At 41.1% G+C, this 20,417-nt stretch carries 16 protein-coding genes; 7 read left to right on the forward strand and 9 right to left on the reverse strand.

Translation table 11 applies throughout. From position 1 onward, the window contains the following. Positions 1–587: 587 nt before the first annotated feature. The 7 genes from mutT to pilB all read right to left on the reverse strand — a co-directional run bounded on the left by mutT (position 588) and on the right by pilB (position 6,647). On the reverse strand, positions 588–974 hold the full coding sequence (gene mutT / locus AB4140_RS12185) for an 8-oxo-dGTP diphosphatase MutT (protein ID WP_102440042.1): 387 nt from the start codon (positions 972–974) through the stop codon (positions 588–590). 29 nt (positions 975–1,003) lie between these two features. Further along, positions 1,004–1,213: a DNA gyrase inhibitor YacG gene (gene yacG, locus AB4140_RS12190; RefSeq protein ID WP_102440041.1), complete on the reverse strand. Its 210-nt coding sequence runs from the start codon at positions 1,211–1,213 to the stop codon at positions 1,004–1,006. Between the two features lie 40 nt (positions 1,214–1,253). Next, positions 1,254–1,991 carry a cell division protein ZapD gene (zapD, locus tag AB4140_RS12195; RefSeq protein WP_372001091.1) on the reverse strand — a complete coding sequence of 246 codons (738 nt, stop codon included), beginning with the start codon at positions 1,989–1,991 and terminating at the stop codon, positions 1,254–1,256. After that, positions 1,984–2,601, reverse strand: a complete 618-nt coding sequence (gene coaE, locus AB4140_RS12200; protein ID WP_102440039.1) for a dephospho-CoA kinase — start codon at positions 2,599–2,601, stop codon at positions 1,984–1,986. The genes zapD and coaE overlap by 8 nt, the downstream gene beginning before the upstream one ends. Before the next feature lie 31 nt (positions 2,602–2,632). Further along, positions 2,633–3,559 (reverse strand): A24 family peptidase, encoded by a 927-nt coding sequence (locus AB4140_RS12205; RefSeq protein WP_372001093.1) that lies wholly within the window; start codon positions 3,557–3,559, stop codon positions 2,633–2,635. A 40-nt stretch (positions 3,560–3,599) separates the two neighbouring features. After that, entirely contained in the window at positions 3,600–4,862 is a 1,263-nt protein-coding gene (locus tag AB4140_RS12210; protein WP_372001095.1) for a type II secretion system F family protein, read from the reverse strand. 72 nt (positions 4,863–4,934) lie between these two features. Then, the gene (gene pilB / locus AB4140_RS12215; protein ID WP_372001097.1) at positions 4,935–6,647 is read right to left on the reverse strand and encodes a type IV-A pilus assembly ATPase PilB; all 1,713 of its coding nucleotides are present in this window, start codon (positions 6,645–6,647) and stop codon (positions 4,935–4,937) included. Positions 6,648–7,050: 403 nt separating this feature from the next. Here pilB and AB4140_RS12220 point away from each other — a divergent pair, with 403 nt between their 5' ends. Further along, complete coding sequence (locus tag AB4140_RS12220) at positions 7,051–8,415, forward strand: O-antigen ligase family protein (RefSeq protein WP_372001099.1); 1,365 nt, start codon at positions 7,051–7,053, stop codon at positions 8,413–8,415. Positions 8,416–8,811: 396 nt separating this feature from the next. Here AB4140_RS12220 and AB4140_RS12225 read toward each other — a convergent pair whose 3' ends face one another. Together AB4140_RS12225 and nadC are read right to left on the reverse strand one after the other, a co-directional pair. Then, the gene (locus tag AB4140_RS12225; RefSeq protein WP_372001101.1) at positions 8,812–9,186 is read right to left on the reverse strand and encodes a prepilin-type N-terminal cleavage/methylation domain-containing protein; all 375 of its coding nucleotides are present in this window, start codon (positions 9,184–9,186) and stop codon (positions 8,812–8,814) included. 1,050 nt (positions 9,187–10,236) lie between these two features. Further along, a complete protein-coding gene (gene nadC / locus AB4140_RS12230; protein ID WP_102440033.1) occupies positions 10,237–11,115 on the reverse strand; it encodes a carboxylating nicotinate-nucleotide diphosphorylase in 879 nt (292 codons plus the stop codon). A 321-nt stretch (positions 11,116–11,436) separates the two neighbouring features. Between nadC and ampD the strand changes: the two genes are divergently transcribed. The 6 genes from ampD (at position 11,437) to lpdA (ending at position 20,329) form a co-directional block, all read left to right on the forward strand. Beyond that, entirely contained in the window at positions 11,437–11,991 is a 555-nt protein-coding gene (gene ampD, locus AB4140_RS12235; protein ID WP_102440050.1) for a 1,6-anhydro-N-acetylmuramyl-L-alanine amidase AmpD, read from the forward strand. 50 nt (positions 11,992–12,041) lie between these two features. Further along, positions 12,042–12,893: a beta-lactamase regulator AmpE gene (gene ampE / locus AB4140_RS12240; RefSeq protein WP_102440032.1), complete on the forward strand. Its 852-nt coding sequence runs from the start codon at positions 12,042–12,044 to the stop codon at positions 12,891–12,893. Positions 12,894–13,253: 360 nt separating this feature from the next. After that, positions 13,254–14,006, forward strand: a complete 753-nt coding sequence (gene pdhR / locus AB4140_RS12245) for a pyruvate dehydrogenase complex transcriptional repressor PdhR (RefSeq protein ID WP_076538482.1) — start codon at positions 13,254–13,256, stop codon at positions 14,004–14,006. A gap of 76 nt (positions 14,007–14,082) precedes the next feature. Next, on the forward strand, positions 14,083–16,746 hold the full coding sequence (gene aceE / locus AB4140_RS12250; RefSeq protein WP_102440031.1) for a pyruvate dehydrogenase (acetyl-transferring), homodimeric type: 2,664 nt from the start codon (positions 14,083–14,085) through the stop codon (positions 16,744–16,746). Between the two features lie 11 nt (positions 16,747–16,757). Beyond that, a complete protein-coding gene (gene aceF / locus AB4140_RS12255; RefSeq protein WP_303411918.1) occupies positions 16,758–18,740 on the forward strand; it encodes a dihydrolipoyllysine-residue acetyltransferase in 1,983 nt (660 codons plus the stop codon). A 158-nt stretch (positions 18,741–18,898) separates the two neighbouring features. Beyond that, entirely contained in the window at positions 18,899–20,329 is a 1,431-nt protein-coding gene (lpdA, locus tag AB4140_RS12260) for a dihydrolipoyl dehydrogenase (RefSeq protein ID WP_102440029.1), read from the forward strand. Positions 20,330–20,417: the final 88 nt, after the last annotated feature.

The following is a 20,417-nucleotide window of genomic DNA, read 5'->3' on the forward strand; positions in this document are numbered from 1 at the left end:
GAATGCCCATGTGAAAGTAGGTCATCGCCAAGCGCCTAATATCTCTCGTAAGAGAGTCGTTAAAGCCCTGACTTAACAGTCAGGGCTTTTTTCGTATTGGGGCAAAAAGAATAAATCCTAACGCTGATAACTTGAGTCATTAGCTGCTAGATAATATCGTAAGTGGTGAGTGGTGAGTGGTGAGTGGTGAGTGGTGAGTGGTGAGTGGTGAGTGGTGAGTGGTGAGTGGTGAGTGGTGAGTGTGGACGAATCCCCATGTAAAAGTAGGGGGGTAATGTCTGTGGTTATAAAGCAACACTTTATACAAACATGAAACGCGAAATACTTATCCGCAGCTAAATAGCGCCAAGCGCTTAATCTGGATTAAGAAGGCTATTGTTGTTCGCTTTTAGGATAATAGTGAACATGAGTTAGTGGCTGATATCTATTATGATTTTTTTGCTATAAACAATTGTTAGTGGTGTCTGTGAATTACATAGCTAGAGCAGCTAAAGGATTGTGGTTTCACTGTTGTTTAGAATAATTGATTAAAGCACTCATTAACATAGTGCTTTATATACTTTCTAATAGCGATGGAATTGTTGCTGTTACGCGAGTAACCTCTTAAGGATGGGGATATTGGCTTCAGGGAAATCAAAACTAGTTAGATTGGTTTTATTAACCCATTCAATTTTTTGGCCTTCAACACCACTGGCAGTGCCTGTAAAGTCTTTCACTAGGTGGATCTGAAGAAGCACTTGCTTATCTGGGTAATCATGTGAAATGACCATAAAAGGCTCAGTTGTATTAACTGTTAGGTTTACTTCTTCTTTTAGCTCTCTAATTAATGCTTGTGAGACCGTTTCATTTACTTCGACCTTACCACCTGGGAATTCCCACTTATCACCTTGGTGCAGGTGTGCGTGCCTCTTAGCTAATAAAACTTGTTGTTGGTCATTGATGATTATGCCGACGGCAACATTGACTCTTTTCATTAGAATGCTCGCTTGAGTGGAGGAGGTGATTAGTGTTTAAAGAAGTCGCCTTCGTCAAAACCTTCAGAATCTAACATTTCATGGTCAAACTCTGGCTTAACGGGAATAGCATGTTTTTCGCTGGCCCAATCGCCGAGGTCGATTAATTTGCAACGTTCACTGCAAAATGGTTTGAATTTAGATTCTTGACTCCACTCTACTTGAGTCTGGCAGATTGGGCATTTAACTGAAATAGACATAAGATTCCTCGCTGTAAAATTCTTGGTGATATTAAAGAATTTAGTTGCAAGTAGCCAGTTTGAATTTTACTTTTTTGTCAGTATGTTTTTGGTTGTCAAAATTGACAAAATGAATGGCATAGCGACTTTTGTGACCACTAATTGTGGGGTAACAACCTTCTTTGCTTTTGATTTTTACTCGAACAAGTGTCAGAGGGTGTGGACTGTTTCCTTGCAAGAAACCTTGTTCTGCTTCAGCGCTTCTAAATTCTGCAGTACTTCTTGTTAAATCGAGTAGTATTTTAATGGGTTCTAAAATGGGCAGGTAATGGGCTATCCATGTTTTTAAATCTTGCTGTCTTTCATCCCATGGTTTTGATAACCAGAAATGCAGTTGCGGTAAGTCGAAATTACAACAAGCACCTGGCATACCAAATCGTTGTTTTAGTGCGGCAATAAATCTGTCTTGCTTTAAATGGCAACCTATTCTTTCGTTGGTTTGTAGCGGTGCTTTTGCTTGAATCAGCTGATCAATAATACGTTGGATTTGAATTTTATTAACATGAGGTAAAACATGCCACTTTTCTAACAAGATAAGTTGTTTGTCGATATCTTTTAAGATGTCAGAACGATAGTCACAGCGATCTGTAAGTTCTGATAATGAAAACAATGGATAAAAACAATGATGCTGATGATCTGATTTTGTGTGTAGCTCGAGCTGTTCAGCTAAATACTCAAGGCGTAAGTAGCTTCTAGTTTTTTCGTTTAATGGTTGCTCATAAATCAGGTCATCATTCATTATTATTATCTTGAGATGCTTTATCTAAATATTGCTGATGTAATAACTGAACAGTGTGACGAAGTGCTTCAGGTGTCTGGGTATTATCAATGATAGCGTCAGCTTTTTGTAATCTTTGCTCTCTATCTATCTGACTATTAATTATTTGTTCAACTTGGGTTGAATCAACACCATCACGCTTAGCTGTTCTTGCTATTTGTTGGTGTGGTGGAATATCCACCACTAAAGTTGTATTGACTAACCTATCTAACCCATTCTCAAATAGCAAGGGTACAACCATAATTACATATATTGATTTAGCATCTGCTACTGCCTGAAGCATTTGCTGGCGTATCATGGGATGTAACAGATTATTGAGCCATAATCTCTGTTCGGGCTGATTGAATACCTTTTCACGCAGCGCAGGGCGATTAAGTTCGCCAGTGTCGAGTAATACACTGGCGCCAAAATGCTGCTGTATTTGTTGTAAGCCTGCTGAGCCTTTGGCGACCACTTGCCGGGCAATGATATCGGCATCAACGAGTTCGATGTCTAAATCTGCAAATAAGTTTGCCACGGTGGTTTTACCTGAGCCAATACCACCTGTTAGGCCAACAATGAAGTTACTCATAAATTTCTCACACACAGGAGTTAATAACTGGTTATAGAGTGCTTAGATACCAGTTTATGATGTCTTGTCCCCAGATTAATGCTACCCAGCCAGCAATGGCAATATAAGGTCCAAATGGAATTGGTTTGTCTTTGGCTAACTTTTTAAAAATGATTAGGGTGATACCCACAATAGCACCGACTAATGATGATAGTAAGATGATAAGGGGTAAATACTGCCAGCCAAGCCAAGCGCCAAATACGGCTAATAATTTGAAGTCACCATATCCCATGCCTTCTTTGCCTGTTGCCAGCTTAAATAACCAAAAAACTGACCACAAACTTAAATAGCCTGCCGCAGCGCCAATAATGGCATCGGTAGGGCTGGTAAATACGCCATTGAGGTTAATGATTAAGCCTAACCACAAAATAGGTAGTGTGAGTTGATCTGGCAGCAGCATTTCATCTAAGTCGATACCAGTAAGGGCAACTAGCACAAAGGTTAATATGGAGGCGAATAAAAACTGCCATGTTGGGCCAAAATGCCAAGCTAAGGTGGCAATGAGGGCTCCGGTAATAAATTCAACGATGGGATAGCGGGGACTAATCGCCGTTTTACAACTGGCGCACTTGCCTTTAAGTAGCAACCAACCTAAAACCGGCAAATTATGCCAAGCCTTAATGTTGTCGTTACATTTGGGGCAGGCAGAATTTGGCACCACTAAATTGTATTTTTTAGGGAAGTGGTCAATGGGTTTAGTTAATCTTGTTTCACCCACTTCTTTGACTATGTCTGGGTGATATTCAGATAAATAATAATTACACTCAGTTTGCCATTCTCGCTTCATCATTACTGGAAAACGATGAATGACAACATTTAAAAAGCTGCCAATGGTGGCCGCAAAAATAAAGCTAATCAGCATAAATAGCCAAGGATATTGGCTCATGCTAGTGGTAAATATTTCGAAAAATTCGGTCATTTTATTCTTATTTTAATTTAACTTAATGTGACTTGGAGTGCTAGCCAACAATATTACCCATTTGGAAGATAGGCAGATACATACCAACAATTAGTCCGCCGACAAGTGTACCAATAACCACCATCATAATGGGTTCAATTAAACTTGATAAACCATCAACAGCATCATCAACTTGCATTTCATAAATATTGGCGACTTTATTGAGCATATCGTCCAACCCACCAGATTCTTCACCGATCATCACCATTTGAATGAGCATGTCAGGGAATAAACCTGTGGTACGCATTGCCACGTTCATCTGCATTCCTGCCATCACTTCTTGGCGAACTTTTAGTAATGCTTTTTTGTATACAGCATTACCAGAAGCGCCAGCTGCAGATTCTAAGCCATCAATCAATGGAACACCGGCCGAGAAGGTAGTGGCGAGTGTTCTAGCAAATCTTGCCATGGCCGCTTTATGTAGAATATTACCTATTGCTGGGATTTTTAATAATGCCTCATCAACTCGGTCGCGAAAAGCTTGAGAATTTCGGTGAGCACGTCTGAACAAAAAAATACTAGCAATTATTCCAATGGCAAAGAAATACCAAGAACTTTGTAACCAGCGCGAAATGCCGACTATGAATTGAGTAAATGCAGGAAGTTCTGCACCAAATCCCTGGAATATACTTTCAAATTGAGGGACTACAAATAACAATAATAAAACGGTCACGGCTATAGCGACAATAACTACAGCAGCAGGATAAAACATGGCTTTTTTGATTTTTGATTTTAATTGTTCAGCTTTTTCTCGATAGGTGGCAATTCTGTCAAATACGGCATCTAGCGACCCTGAGTGTTCACCTGCCGCGACTAAATCCACATAAAGGTCATCAAAATACTGTCTGTGAGGTCTTAAGGCATCAGATAGTGGGATACCTGATTGGACATCAGTGACAATGGTGCCGAGTAACTCACGTACTTTAGCTTTTTCATGACCTCGACCGAGTAGCTCAAAGGTAGTCACCAATGGCACCCCCGCTGCTAGCATTGTTGCAACCTGTCGAGTAATCATTGCAATGTCCATTGCAGTAATTTTTTTCTCAGATTTAAACAAAGAGACTGACTTTTTTCTCACTCCCTTAGGCGTGACGCCTTGGGCTTTTAAAACACTGCGAATTTCAGCAATACTACTGCCACGTAATTCACCTGAAGTACGTTGACCATCACGATTGACACCTTTCCATTCAAAAGTGAACACCTTAGGTTGGTGCTTGATATCTTTTTTGCTCTTTTGCTTTCTTCTTAGGGTTGCAGTTGCCATCAAGCAAATCCTTTTTGTTTTTATTTGACAATTCTGTTGTTAAGCAATTTGTTATAAAACTGCTTGGTTGCTTTAGTTAAAACTGGTAACACGATTCACTTCGGCAATGCTAGTAATGCCTTGGGTGACTTTAAGTAAGCCAGAGAGTCTTAAATCACGCATACCATTGGCCTTGGCCTGTTTGGCTATTTGCAGTGAGTTACCGCCTTCCATAATAGTTCTGGCAATCTCATCGGTCATTTTCATCACTTCATATATACCCACACGGCCTTTATAACCGCCAGAGCAATGCTCACAGCCGACAGGTTTATAAACCGTAAAGTTAGAACTTATATTTTCGTCAGTAAAGCCTAGGCGTTTTAATTCTGCCTCGGGCACATCTTCAGGTGCTTTGCACTCTGGGCATAGGCGTCTGGCAAGGCGCTGAGCAATAATTAGGTTCACCGAACTGGCAATGTTGTAACCGGGCACGCCCATGTTAATCAGACGAGTCAAGGTTTCAGCGGCAGAGTTAGTATGCAGAGTCGATAATACTAAGTGACCGGTTTGGGCGGCTTTAATGGCAATTTCGGCGGTTTCTAAATCACGGATTTCACCCACCATGACCACATCAGGGTCTTGACGTAAAAATGAGCGTAATGCAGATGCGAAGGTTAAGCCGGCTTTTAGATTAATGTGAACCTGATTAACGCCTTCTAAGTTAATCTCTACCGGATCTTCAGCGGTGGAGATATTACGTTCTTCAGTATTGAGGATATTAAGGCCAGTATATAGGGATACGGTTTTACCAGAACCCGTTGGGCCTGTTACTAATATCATTCCCTGAGGTTTGGCGAGCATTTGCTCATAAAGCTCACGTTGGTCATCGTCATAACCGAGCTTTTCAATGCCTAATTGCGCTGAAGATGAGTCCAAAATACGCATTACAATTTTTTCGCCCCAAATAGTGGGCAAGGTGCTGACACGAAAATCGATTGATTTGGTGCGTGACAGTTTCATTTTTATGCGGCCATCTTGGGGCACGCGGCGCTCGGCAATATCAAGCTTTGACATCACCTTTAAGCGAGCGGATAGCCTGTTAGAAAGATTAACCGGTGGTTCAGATACTTCGTGCAAAATACCGTCGATGCGAAAACGAATGCGATAGCGCTTTTCATAGGGCTCAAAATGTAAATCAGAGGCGCCTTTACGAATAGCGTCAGTAAGGATTTTATTAATATAAATGACAATAGGCGCATCGTCGCTGCTTTCAGCTTCTTTTTCTTGATGCTGTTTATCGGTATCAGTTATTTCAATGCCAGCTAGTGCTTGCTCATCCATGCCGTCTAAGCTTAAGCCAGATATATCATCTTCTAGAATCTTTTCAACTGCGATTGTTAATTTATCGTCTTCAACGATAATGGCTTCGGCATGTAAGCCTAGGCTGAATTGAAAGTCTTCTAGGGCGGCAATGTTAGTTGGATCAGAAGTGGCGATATATATGCGATTACTGCGCTTAAATAATGGCAGGCAGCAGTGATTGGCGATGAGTTTTTTATTGATTATGTCTTCGGGGATATTGGCTAAATCAAACTCAGCTAAATCTAATAGTGGCGAGCCATACTCTTCATAACACAATTCAGCAATTGCTCTGGCGGATATGACTTTTGAATCAACTAAGGTTGTTACCAATGAATGTTTAGATTTACGGGATTGAGTAATAGCAGAAGATACCTGCTCATCAGATAATATCCCTTTACGGATAAACAAGGTTGATAAACCAAGATGTAAGCCGTTAGATGGCATGGAGGCTCCAGTTGAAACTAAGTATTAAATGATAACGTCTTTTTCAGAATTTGTCATAAATTAGAAGATTAAAAATATATCAATTTCAACAATAAATAGATATCTGTAAGAATAATATTTTTATTCCTATTTTAAGTGAATATTTCATTTGTGAATGACTTGCGTTAACAACCTGTTTAAACTGCGTTACCGGTCGATTGGGGCTACCTGTTGTGAAGTGTCTGTATTTTATAGATAATTCAATTTGTATTTACTTATGGGTGTTTATGAATTGAAATTTTTACAATGGATAATGTTGCTCAAGTAATGCTGGGCAGGATATTAATTTTGGCAAAACATGTGAGTCAACAATGGATAATGAATTGAACTTCCAAAGTTTGAATGTTCAAGGGGTGGTTAGCTGATGTACATTCAATTAAAAACTTATTCTAAATTGGTATTCATTAGCTTTGTATGTGTATTACTTCTTGGAACTGTATTTGCGAATGATTTTACACCTTTTGTTGGTGTCGATAGTCAATACGATATAAAACGCATGCTGGTAGTGTTTTTTATATGTTTGTCCTCTCTTGGTTTGTGTTTCGTTAAAGAAGTCGAATTCATCAGAGTATCTAAAGTAACAGCATCTTTTTTGGGTATATTTTTTTCATTAGCTATTTTATCTGCTTTGTACAGTAAGCATCCATTTTGGGGGATGGTTGAAATTGCCAATATGGGATTATTGTTGTGTGCATTTTTAGTTCTTGCTACCTGCATTAAAGCCCTTAACAGAGAAAGCTTTTTTTTAGGTCTTTACCTTTGTGCTTTACTATTCTCTATATTTACATTTATTAAATACATTTTATTTTTACTGTTTTCGTATGCTGATGCGCAAAGTTTTGACATTCATGGCCTAATTTCTGGCTATGTTAATGTTCGTTTTTTTAACCAATTACAAGTGATGGTTATACCACTGCTTTTTTTACCGTATTTTTGTCAAAATTTAGCTAAGTATAAGCATTTTTCATTCATTGTTTTATCGTTACATTGGCTAGTATTGCTACAGACGCAAGCGCGCGGTGGCATGCTATCCCTAATCCTTGCATCTAGTTTGATCGCATTTTTTTTATCTCAACATACTCGTCAGCAATTTATTTCAATTGTACTTAAAACAATAATGGCTGGAGTAGTTTTATGGTTGGTGTTTATCATTGCAATCCCTCATTGGTTAATGGAGAGCGCAAACTTTCAAATAAGAACGACTAGTTCAGGGCGAGTAGATTTATGGCTTTATATTCTAACTCGTATTCCTGAAAATCTATGGCTTGGGTTTGGTCCAATGAGCTTTACATGGGCTGAAGCAAAACCACTACCGCATGCACATCCTCATAATCTTATTATGCAAATATTGTATGAGTACGGTGGTATATCATGTGTAGCATTTACTACTTGGTGTGCTAATCGGTTATACAGCAGGTTAGATTCTATACAGCAACAGACTATTCCAGAGATTACCCCTATAGTATTTGCCGTATCATCAGGCCTTATATATTCGTTATTTAGCGGTGTCGCTGTAATGCCATTTTCACAGATTACTTTAGTCTTTTTAGTTGCAATACTTACAACGTTTGATTCTGGTCGTCATTATCAGCTTGAGTTACCTGTTAAGACTTTATTATTCCTTTTCGTTGCAGCTATAAGTTACTTACTATTTTTGACATACAAAAATGAAGAGCTGCTATCAGCACTTTTCCCAAGGATATGGGTGAATGGGTTGGTTAGTTATTAACTAAGGTTATGTATTAAACATTTCCAAAACATTATAAATGTATCCGATTTACCTGCTCACTTGACGAATAAAAGGACCTACGAGTTGGTATCCAACTATATATTGCTTCAACACGACTTGATTCGTTGTGCTATAGCTGCAAATTGCTTGAGTGGTCACACTACGTTACGACTGGGAGGAAGTAATAGCGGAAACTATTATAAGAGTAATTTTAAAGGCGGGCTTTTACTGAATCATTTTTAATTGCTTTATTAGCTTATATCTGAATTGAGTTAAGCTGTAGTAATATTTTACTCAAAGGTGAAATTACGCATGCTATGTTGTATGTTTCATCTTTAGATTATTGTATAGAAAAGGCCGCATATGAGCGGCCTTTTTGTGACAAAGGTGGGTAAATTAGGTACCTGCTTTACAAGTTGCAGTATCCCAAGTGCAGGTAATGGTGCTCGTTGACGTATCTGCAGCAGTAAAAGATACTGTACCGGTTAAGTCACCGATTGCAGCTGGTTTAGCTGTCGGGCCGCCACTTGCGCAAGCAACAGCGACATAGGCAGGAACATCAGCAGCATCTAATTCTGCAATTACTGCAGCAGAGGCGGCTTTAGTATATGCGGCAGCCTCGCCTAAACAAGAATTCACTTCACTTTTGTTTACATATTCTTTGTAAGCAGGCAATGCGATTGCTGCCAGAATACCGATAATCGCAACTACGATCATTAATTCAATAAGAGTAAAACCCTTAGTGTTTTTGATTTGGTTAATGCTTTTCATTTTTTATCTCTCTCTTATGATGCTTAAGTGTTGCGTCGGGTTTGTTGTCATCCTTGAATCTCATAACAGTTAAAGGCCCTTAATTGTTATGAGTGGTGTCCTAGTCACCACAACCTGTCGGCATTAATTTACTAGTGTTGTTTTGCATTACAGTCTACTGGGCAGAACTTACGGTTTAACTAGCTTGGCCCAATTGACTGTGATAACTGTTAAAAACTACAAAGGGTTTTAAATGAATGATTTCATCAAGAACAATCAAGCCGTTCTTGTAAAACGGATCAGTAAAACCAATATGTCCAACTAAATACCTCGAAAGCAGAATAGGCTAGTCATTAACAAATTGCTATCTAATCTGTAACTAGGGTCAACAAAGTGCTGCAAGGTCAGTTTGTTAACAAAATGTTTGATTTATCATTGTTCTTTTAAAAATCATTTTTCGCTCACTCAATGTTACATTTGTAACATGTTGAAAAGCTGATTATTAAAAGTTAAATCTGATACTTCATTCATCCAAGCTAAACGTTAGTATAAAGTTGCTGAAAATGGAATAGCTTGTGGCGAGTTTTTTAACTAAAAAGATAAAAAGGTTGTTTTAAGCTGCTGTTTGTAATGATTTTGCAGCACATTATTGACACTTTTAGTCGGTTATTTAGTCAATTTGACTTTGGTTGTTATTTGTCAAAAAAATGGCACCATAGAAAATGTAAGGTTATAGCGCTTGATTTATGTAGGTATTTAAGCCCTGGTGGTAAGGTTATTTGAGCTTTTAAGGGAGGTTATTTAAGCCCTTAGGGGGAGATAGTTGTCAAAGGTCAAAGGTGGGCACCAGTTTAATCTTTGTGGCTATTGATTCAAGCTACAGGGCTTATAGTAAGGCTACAATTGTTGTAAGGCTGCCATTGCGCTATCTATTTAGTCAGCCTTATTTAGCTAAGCTTTTAGTGCGAGCAAAAAAACCAGCTATAAATAGCTGGTTTTGATTGTTATTAGCGATTACTGACTTATCTTGCTATTTAACTGGGCTAATGATTTATCAAGCTCAGCTTAACATTAGTTTTTAAAGCGTAAGGATAAATCCAAGGCTTTAACGTGCTTAGTGAGTGCGCCAACTGAGATGTAGTCAACACCGGTTCTGGCAAAGTCTGCAATGGTGTCGATGGTGACATTACCGGATACTTCCAGCTTTGCGCCTTTACCTTGATCTAAATAGCTGGAATTAAGTGCTACTGCTTCTACCATCATGGTGACATCAAAATTATCGAGCATGATGATGTCAGAACCTGCTTCTAACGCTTGGGTTAGCTCGGCGATTGATTCTACTTCCACTTCAACTGGTTTGTCAGCGGCTACTTGTCGGGCTGTTTTTATTGCAAGTTCGATATTGCCGCAAGCCATAATGTGGTTTTCTTTAATTAAGAAGGCATCAAACAAACCAATACGATGGTTTTTACCGCCACCACAAGCGACGGCATATTTTTGCGCGGTGCGCAGGCCGGGAATGGTTTTGCGGGTATCGAGCAGTTTAGTGTGGGTATCAGCTAACTTGTTAACATAAAGCTTAGTGAGACTGGCAACACCAGATAGGGTTTGGATGAAGTTCATCGCGGTGCGTTCACCGGTTAAGATGGCTCTTGCTGGGCCTGATAATTCACATAACACCTGGTTGGGAACCAATAAGTCGCCATCATCCACATGCCAATGCAAGGCTACATCACCGCCGAGCTGATTAAATACTTGTTCTGCCCATGCTTTTCCGCAAAAAACGCCTTCTTCACGGGTGATTAACACCGCTTCAGCATGTTTATCTGCTGGAATAAGTTGCGCGGTAATATCGGCATTAAGCATATCTTGCGGGGTTTGGGCTGGCGTATGGCCTAGGTCTTCATCAAGTGCAGCTTTAACGGCATGACGGATGTCATTTTCAATCATGTGAATGTCCTTGAAATTACAACTAAATTGAGTTGCTTGGGCCAACTCAATGTTTAAAAAATGAGAAACAATATGCCTATTACTTTATCACAGTTGTTAATTTAAAATATAGCAGTCAAACTGTTACTGTGTTGGCTGCTAGGGCAATATTATTTTAAGGTTTTACAGCGACGAACCTTGGTGCTTTTTTATCTTTTATCGCAGGTATTTGTTGCTTGCTTTTTGGGCACTGATAATGGTGACTTACTGATGGTTCGTTGAGATGCAAACTGCAGCCACGCTGGCATGGTTAATTCATTACTTGAGATTTTATTATTAATTATGGATACACAATTGAAATCAGGCTGGCATCAAGGTGCACGGCTATGCCCATCACCGCATTTTAACCCGCGCCCTAATAATGAGGTTAGCGGCTTAGTTATTCATAATATTAGTTTGCCTGCAGGTTGTTATGGCTTGCCGCACATTGATGGTTTATTTCAGGGCTGTTTAGCGGTGGATGCAGATCCAAGTTTTGCTGATATTGCCGGGCTTGAAGTGTCGGCACACTTTTTAATTCGCCGTGATGGTGAGTTAGTGCAGTATGTTAGCTGTGATGACCGAGCGTGGCATGCTGGGGTTTCGTGTTTTAATGGCCGAGAAGGTTGTAATGATTTTACCATTGGCATTGAAATGGAAGGCACAGATAGCGACCCTTATACCGATGCGCAATATCGCGAATTAGTGCAATTAACCTTGGTGTTGTTTGCGCAATATCCTATGCTTAATCAAGCAAATATCGTCGGACATTGTGATATTGCTCCTGGACGCAAAACCGATCCAGGTGATAGTTTTGATTGGCAAAGATATTTAACTGCATTAACGGCTAAGTCATGATGTTAGTGTTACTTTAACCCAATATTTTTTAGATTGTTTGCAGAGGTCCCATGGCACTATTTTCATTGTTAATTGCAATTATGGTTGAGCGCTTAAAGCTGTTACCCGCACATTGGCAATTTGATGATTTACTTTCTAAATACCAGCAATTATTTTGGAAAGATAAAGCATTAGATTCTGCTGGCTGGGTTGCCTTTGTGGTGCTACTGCCAGCAATGACACTGTTTTTGGTGCTGCTGTTACTAGATGGTGTTTTTTTCGATGTGATCACCTTATTGATCTGGATGCTGGTTTCGATTGTGTGCTTTAGCCACCAAAGCTTACGGGCGGCATTTAAAAAATATATGCTGGCGGCTTGTCGCGGCGATGTTCAAGCCTGTTATCACCATGCAGAAAAGCTCGATTGCAGTGAATGTTTAGATGCGGTTGATGAAAAAGACTTAGGTCAGCAGATTGGTAAAACCGTGGCTTGGGTTAATTATCGCTATTATGGCGCGGTGGCATTATATTTGATTTGTTTTGGCCCTGTTGGCGCAGTGCTTTATTGTTCGGTGCGTTTTTATCAGCAATACAATCAGCAGCAGCAATTGGATATGCCATTTATTGATCAATTATTATTTTTATTCGATTGGTTACCGAGCCGAGTATTTAGCTTTGGGTTTGTATTAAGTGGTCACTTTGCTGCAGGTATTTCACAGTGGCGAAAGCAGGTTTTTAACCCTAATAATAGCGCCAAAAATATTGTTACCTATACCGCTTTAGCCGCTGAAGTGATGCCTGAGCAAAGCGATGCCCCTGTTTGCGCACAGCCCACATTGGCACTGCTTGCATTGAGCAAAAGAAACTTTATTTTACTGGTTACGGTATTATCGGTGCTGACTATATTTGGTTTGGTTAGCTAATAAGTTTTAATTGCGGTGATGGGCGGCCTGAGCCGCCGAAATAATGATCATAAGTTAAAACAGTGTTTTTATAAATTGTGCTGTGTAAAACGGATTTTTATAGCTACAATCTAAGCTTAAAATGAGTTTGTTATAGCGATAATAAGGCAATCAATGCTTTAGCGCGATAACACCGAGATGGTCAAACCTCTTAGACGTTTTTTTTCGTTATGCTCTTGCTCAAAGTGCGTAGCGATGTTTGAAACCTTCAATTAACACCCATTCAACGCTCGTCTAACTAGACATCAATTGTTTGATTTGATAAAGTGCGCTATATCATATAAATTGGTAAGACCAATTGACAACGGAGCCGAGCCCCAAATGGCTTATAGCAAAATAACTCAGCCTAAAATTTCAGATGTGATCATGGAGCAATTAGAGCGCATGATCCTCGAAGGAAGTTTACAGCCTGGGCAAAAATTACCGCCTGAGCGCGAGCTTGCTTTGCAATTTGAAGTGTCACGCCCTTCATTACGTGAAGCGATTCAAAAGTTAGAAGCCAAAGGCTTACTAATGCGCCGCCAAGGTGGCGGAACCTACGTTAAAGAACAACTTTGGCAAAGTCTTGCCGATCCTATCGTTGAATTAATGCATAACGACTCAGAAAGTCAGTACGACTTACTGGAGTTTCGTCATGCCACTGAAGGCATGATGGCTTATTTTGCTGCGCTGCGTGGTAATGATGCCGATATGCAAAGCATTAAACGTTCAATTAACGAAGTTGAAGCGGCTGTTGATGTAGAAGCGCAGGCTGATGCCATTGTGCGTTTTTACCGTGCGGTAGCCGAAGCGTCACACAATGTGGCGATGTTACACCTTGTACTCAGTTTAACCCCTGTGCTGCACAAAAACGTGGCACAAAATTTAGAGCTTTTAAGCCGTCGCGAAGAAGCATCTACCATGGCGAATGAACATAGGCGAGCACTGCTTGCTGCCATTATTCGTCGTGATCCTGAAGCGGCACGTGAAGCCTCGAACGAACATTTAAGTTATATCGAGGAAGTCATGTTGTCAGTGAGGGAAGAAGACAGTCGGTTACAGCGTAGCTTGCGCCGCTTAAAAAGTGGTGTTTGATACCGATTTATAATCAAACGCATTATAAATTTACCGAAACACATTAATTATCTGTATCTAGAGAAAGGACAGCGACATGTCTGAAGGTATTCTACAAGACTTAGATCCATTAGAAACTCAAGAATGGGTAGATTCACTGCAAGCCGTATTAGAGCAAGAAGGCCCTGAACGTGCACATTATCTACTTGAACAATTAATCGATAAAGCGCGCCGCAATGGTACACATTTACCATATAAAGCGACCACTGCTTATTTGAATACGATTCCATCTGGCCAAGAGCCACATATGCCTGGTAATCAGGAAATGGAACGCCGCATTCGTGCTATCGTTCGTTGGAATGCACTTGCAATGGTATTACGTGGTTCTAAGAAAGATTTAGAGCTAGGTGGTCACATTTCAAGTTTTGCTTCTAGTGCGACTATTTATGATGTGTGTTTTAACCACTTCTTCCGCGCTCCAAATGAAAAAGACGGCGGCGATTTAGTTTATTATCAAGGGCATATTGCACCTGGTATTTATTCTCGTTCTTTCCTTGAAGGCCGCATCACTGAAGACCAAATGAATAATTTCCGTCAAGAAGTTGATGGTAAAGGTTTGTCTTCATACCCGCATCCCAAGTTAATGCCTGATTACTGGCAGTTCCCGACAGTATCTATGGGCTTAGGTCCTATTCAAGCGATTTATCAAGCACGTTTCCTTAAGTATTTGACTGACCGTGGTATTAAAGATTGCTCTGAGCAAACGGTTTACTGTTTCTTAGGTGATGGTGAGTGTGATGAGCCTGAAACATTAGGTGCAATCGGGCTTGCAGCTCGTGAAGAATTAGATAATTTATGTTTTATTGTTAACTGTAACTTACAGCGTCTTGATGGCCCTGTACGTGGTAACGGTAAGATTATCCAAGAGCTTGAAGGCGAGTTCCGCGGCGCAGGATGGGAAGCTGTTAAAGTGATTTGGGGGCGCTACTGGGATCCATTACTTGCACGTGATACTAGCGGCAAGTTATTACAGTTAATGGAAGAAACCGTAGATGGTGAGTACCAGAACTGTAAAGCTAAAGGTGGCGCGTACACTCGTGAGCATTTCTTTGGCAAATACCCTGAAACTGCTGAAATGGTGGCTAACATGTCAGATGATGACATTTGGCGTTTAAACCGTGGTGGCCATGATCCAGTTAAGATTTATGCTGCGCTGCAACATGCTAAAAACACTAAAGGCCGTCCTACAGTAATCCTTGCTAAAACAGTTAAAGGTTACGGAATGGGCGATGCGGGCGAAGGTAAAAACATTGCCCATAACGTGAAGAAAATGGGCATTGAATCGCTTAAATACTTCCGCGATCGTTTTAATATCCCGATTAGCGATGATCAGTTAGAAGATATTCCTTACTATCATCCTGGTGCTGATTCTGAAGAAGTTAAATACTTAAAAGAGCGCCGTGCTGCCCTTCATGGTGCTATGCCAAAGCGTCTTGAAAAGTTCTCTAAAGATATTGAAGTGCCGCCATTAAAGATCTTTGATTCAGTACTTAAAGGCTCAAATGGTCGTGAAATCTCAAGCACTATGTCATTTGTGCGTATTTTAACGGCATTGCTTAAAGACAAGAAAATCGGCAAGCAAATCGTACCGATCATTCCTGATGAAGCGCGTACCTTTGGTATGGAAGGTTTATTCCGTCAAGTGGGTATTTACGCTCATGAAGGGCAAAAATACGAGCCACAAGATTCTGATCAAGTTGCTTACTACCGTGAAGATAAAACCGGTCAAGTATTGCAAGAAGGGATTAACGAGTTAGGTGCAATGTCATCTTGGGTTGCTGCGGCAACCAGTTACTCAGTTAACGATACCCCAATGATCCCGTTCTACATCTACTACTCAATGTTTGGTTTCCAACGTATTGGTGACATGGCATGGGCTGCAGGTGATATGCGTGCTCGCGGCTTTATGGTCGGTGGTACTTCAGGTCGCACAACCCTAAACGGTGAAGGCTTGCAGCATCAAGATGGTCATAGCCATGTATTAGCTAACACGATTCCTAACTGTATTTCTTATGACCCGACTTATGGTTATGAAATCGCAGTGATTGTACAAGACGGTATTCGCCGCATGTATGGCGAGCAAGAAGACGTGTTCTACTACTTGACTACCATGAACGAAAACTATGAGCAGCTTGCGATGCCAGAAGGCAGCGAAGAAGGTATCGTTAAAGGTATTTATAAGCTTGAAACTCTTAAAGGTTCAGGTAAAGGCTCTGTACAGTTAATGGGTAGCGGCACGATTTTAGAGCAAGTACGCAAAGCGGCTGTGGCATTATCGAAAGACTTCGGTATTACTGCTGACGTTTACAGCGTGACTAGCTTCAATGAGCTAACCCGTGATGGTCAGGCTGCAGAGCGTTACAACATGCTGCACCCAACTGAAACGCCTAAAGTGCCTTATATTTCTGAAGTGTTATCAAGTGATGCGCCAGCTATTGTAGCAACGGATTACATGAAGATTTATGGTGAGCAATTACGTGCTTACATTCCAACTGATTATAAAGTACTAGGTACTGACGGCTTTGGCCGCAGTGATAGCCGTGAAAACTTACGTCACCATTTTGAAGTTGACGCTAAGTTCATTGTCATCGCGTCATTAAAAGCCCTTGTTGACCGTAAAGAGTTACCAGTAGAAGTGCTAACGAAAGCTATCACTGAATACGGTATCGACGTTGATAAGATCAATCCACAGTTCGCATAGGGAGAAACAAAATGGCTGAATTAAAAGAAGTTTTGGTTCCTAACCTTGATACTGATGCTGTGCAGGTTATTGAGATCTGTGCTGAGATTGGTGAAGTGCTTGAAAAAGAAGCATCAATCATCACAGTTGAAACGGATAAAGCGACTATGGATATTCCAGCACCCTTTGCTGGCAAATTAGTTGAGCTGAAAGTGGCTGTGGGCGATAGCGTTTCTGAAGGCTCGCTAATTGCGGTACTTTCTGTAGAAGCGGCTGGCGATGCGCCAGCGCCTGCAGCTGAAGTGGCTGCACCGGTAGCGGCGCCTGTTCAAGCCGCTGCTGCTCAAACCGCGGCTCCAGTAGCAGAAGCGCCAGCAACCGTTGCGGGTGGCACTGAAGTTATTGAAGTGCATGTGCCTGATATTGGTGATGCTGATAATGTTGATATTATCGAAGTGTTAGTGAGTGTGGGTGAAACCATTGAAGCTGACACAGGGCTTATTACCTTAGAAACTGATAAAGCAACCATGGAAGTGCCTGCGCCAACCGCAGGTGTGGTGAAAGAACTTAAAGTGAACGTTGGCGACAAGGTTTCACAAGGCTCTTTAGTGCTGATGCTTGAAGTAGGCACTAGTGCTAGTGCGCCTGTTGCTGAAGCAGTATCAGCGCCTGCAGCAAGCTCTGCTCCTGCAACATCGGTTGTTGAAGTTAAAGAAGTTGCAGTACCAGATATTGGTGATGCCTCTGATGTAGATGTGATTGAAGTGCTAGTTGCTGTTGGCGATATGCTTGACGTGGATACAGGTTTAATTACCTTAGAAACCGATAAAGCCACCATGGAAGTACCAGCGCCATTTGCCGGAAAACTGGTTGGTTTAACGGTTAATGTTGGCGATAAAGTATCTCAAGGTAGCATTATTGCTACGGTTGAGACGCAATCAACCGCACCTGCAGCTCCATTGCAAGCCGCTCCGGCAGCTAGTGCTCCTGCAGTTACTGCAGCAACACCAGCACCAGTTACCGCTGCGCCAGCAAGTAAGCCGCCTGTGCCGCATCATCCAAGTGCTGGTAGCCAACCTAAAACCGGTGCTGTACATGCATCACCTGCAGTTCGCCGCTTAGCGCGCGAATTTGGCGCTGATTTAACCCAAGTGAAAGGCTCTGGCCGTAAAGGACGTATTCTGAAAGAAGACGTTCAAGCCTTCATTAAATATGAACTTAGCCGACCTAAAGCGAGTGCTGCCACAGCGGTTGCTGGTGGCGCGGGTGGCTTGAATGTGATTGCAGCGCCTAAAGTTGATTTCAGTAAGTTTGGTGAAGTGGAAGAAGTGCCATTAAGCCGTATCCAGAAAATCTCTGGGCCTAACTTGCATCGTAACTGGGTGACGATTCCACATGTGACTCAATTTGATGAAGCTGATATCACTGAATTAGAAGCATTCCGTAAACAACAAAATACACTTGCAGCTAAGAAGAAAGCGGATTACAAAATTACTCCGTTAGTATTTATGATGAAAGCCGTGGCGAAAACACTGGCTGAATTCCCTGTATTTAACTCAAGTTTAAGCCCTGATGGCGAGTCGTTAATCCAGAAGAAATATTTCCATATTGGTGTAGCGGTTGATACGCCAAACGGATTAATGGTGCCAGTGGTTCGTGATGTCGATAAGAAAGGCATTGTAGAGCTTTCTCGTGAGTTAACGGATATTTCAATTCGTGCCCGTGATGGCAAGCTGAAGTCAGCAGACATGCAAGGTAGCTGTTTTACTATCTCTAGTTTAGGTGGCATTGGTGGTACAGCATTTACCCCAATCGTTAACTATCCTGATGTGGCTATTCTTGGGGTATCAAAATCAGAAATGAAGCCGAAGTGGAATGGCACTGATTTTGAACCTAAGTTGATGTTGCCACTATCGTTATCATACGACCACCGTGTGATTGATGGGGCAATGGCTGCCAGATTTAGCGTGACATTATCAAGCATTCTTAGCGATATTCGTACGCTAATTTTGTAAACAAAAAGGCTGCTCATATTGAGCGGCCTTTTTATTCTTATCACTAGGATTGTGATCAGTATCAAACAAAGGGTAAAATGCGGCCACCTTACAAGATTTGACCACATTTTGCAGTTTGGACGGTTTTTCCGCCAACGATAGATAAAATAGAGGAAAACATGAGTAACGAAATCAAAACTCAGGTAGTAGTACTAGGTGCCGGCCCAGCAGGTTATTCAGCAGCTTTCCGCGCTGCAGATTTAGGTCTAGAGACTGTGATTGTAGAACGTTTTAGCACCCTTGGTGGTGTATGTTTGAACGTGGGTTGTATCCCATCAAAAGCACTTTTACACGTCTCTAAAGTCATTGAAGAAGCTAAAGCCGTTGCCGATCACGGTGTTGTTTTTGGTGAGCCTAAAATTGATTTAGACAAGTTACGCGGCTTTAAAGAAAAAGTAGTAGGTCAACTGACTGGCGGTTTAGGCGGAATGTCTAAAATGCGTAAAGTTGATGTGGTAAATGGTTTAGGTAAATTCACTAGCCCAAATACAATGGAAGTGACAGCTGAAGATGGCACTGTAACAGTGGTTAACTTTGATAATGCCATTATTGCAGCGGGTTCTCGTCCAATTAAACTGCCATTTATCCCACATGAAGACCCACGTATTTGGGATTCAACTGATGCTTTAGAACTGAAAGAAGTTCCTGAAAAGTTATTAGTGATGGGCGGCGGTATTATCGGCCTAGAAATGGGTACGGTTTACTCGTCTTTAGGTAGCCAAATTGACGTAGTTGAAATGTTCGACCAAGTTATTCCTGCTGCTGATAAAGATATCGTTCGAATTTATACTAAAAAGATTAAGAAGAAGTTTAACTTAATCTTAGAAACCAAAGTAACTGCAGTTGAAGCGAAAGAAGACGGCATTTATGTTTCTATGGAAGGTAAGAAAGCCCCATCTGAGCCAGTTCGTTACGACGCAGTATTAGTTGCTATTGGTCGTACACCAAACGGAAAAGGCCTAGACGCTGAAAAAGCTGGCGTAAATGTAGATGAGCGTGGCTTTATCAATGTTGATAAGCAAATGCGTACTAACGTACCTAATATCTTCGCTATCGGTGATATCGTTGGCCAACCAATGCTTGCGCACAAAGGTGTGCATGAAGGTCATGTTGCTGCTGAAGTTATTTCTGGTCTTAAGCACTTCTTTGACCCTAAAGTTATTCCTTCAATTGCATACACAGACCCTGAAGTCGCGTGGGTTGGTCTTACTGAGAAAGAAGCCAAAGAGCAGGGCGTAGCCTATGAAACTGCATCATTCCCATGGGCTGCAAGTGGCCGCGCAATTGCTTCTGATGCAAGTGACGGTATGACCAAGCTCATTTTCGATAAAGAAACTCATCGCGTTATCGGTGGTGCTATCGTTGGTGTTAATGGCGGTGAATTACTTGGCGAAATCGGCCTAGCAATTGAAATGGGTTGTGATGCTGAAGATTTAGCCTTAACCATCCATGCTCACCCAACGTTACATGAATCTGTAGGTCTTGCGGCTGAAGTTTATGAAGGTTCAATTACTGATTTGCCAAACCCGAAGGCAAAAAAGAAAAAGTAACATGTAGCTATTTGTAGCAATTTGTATTAAAGCACCTTTCGAGGTGCTTTTTTTTGCTCTAAATTTACTTTTAGGTGATATATTCAAA

This window comes from Shewanella sp. 10N.286.51.B2 (assembly GCF_041469265.1).
Taxonomy (GTDB): Bacteria; Pseudomonadota; Gammaproteobacteria; order Enterobacterales; family Shewanellaceae; genus Shewanella.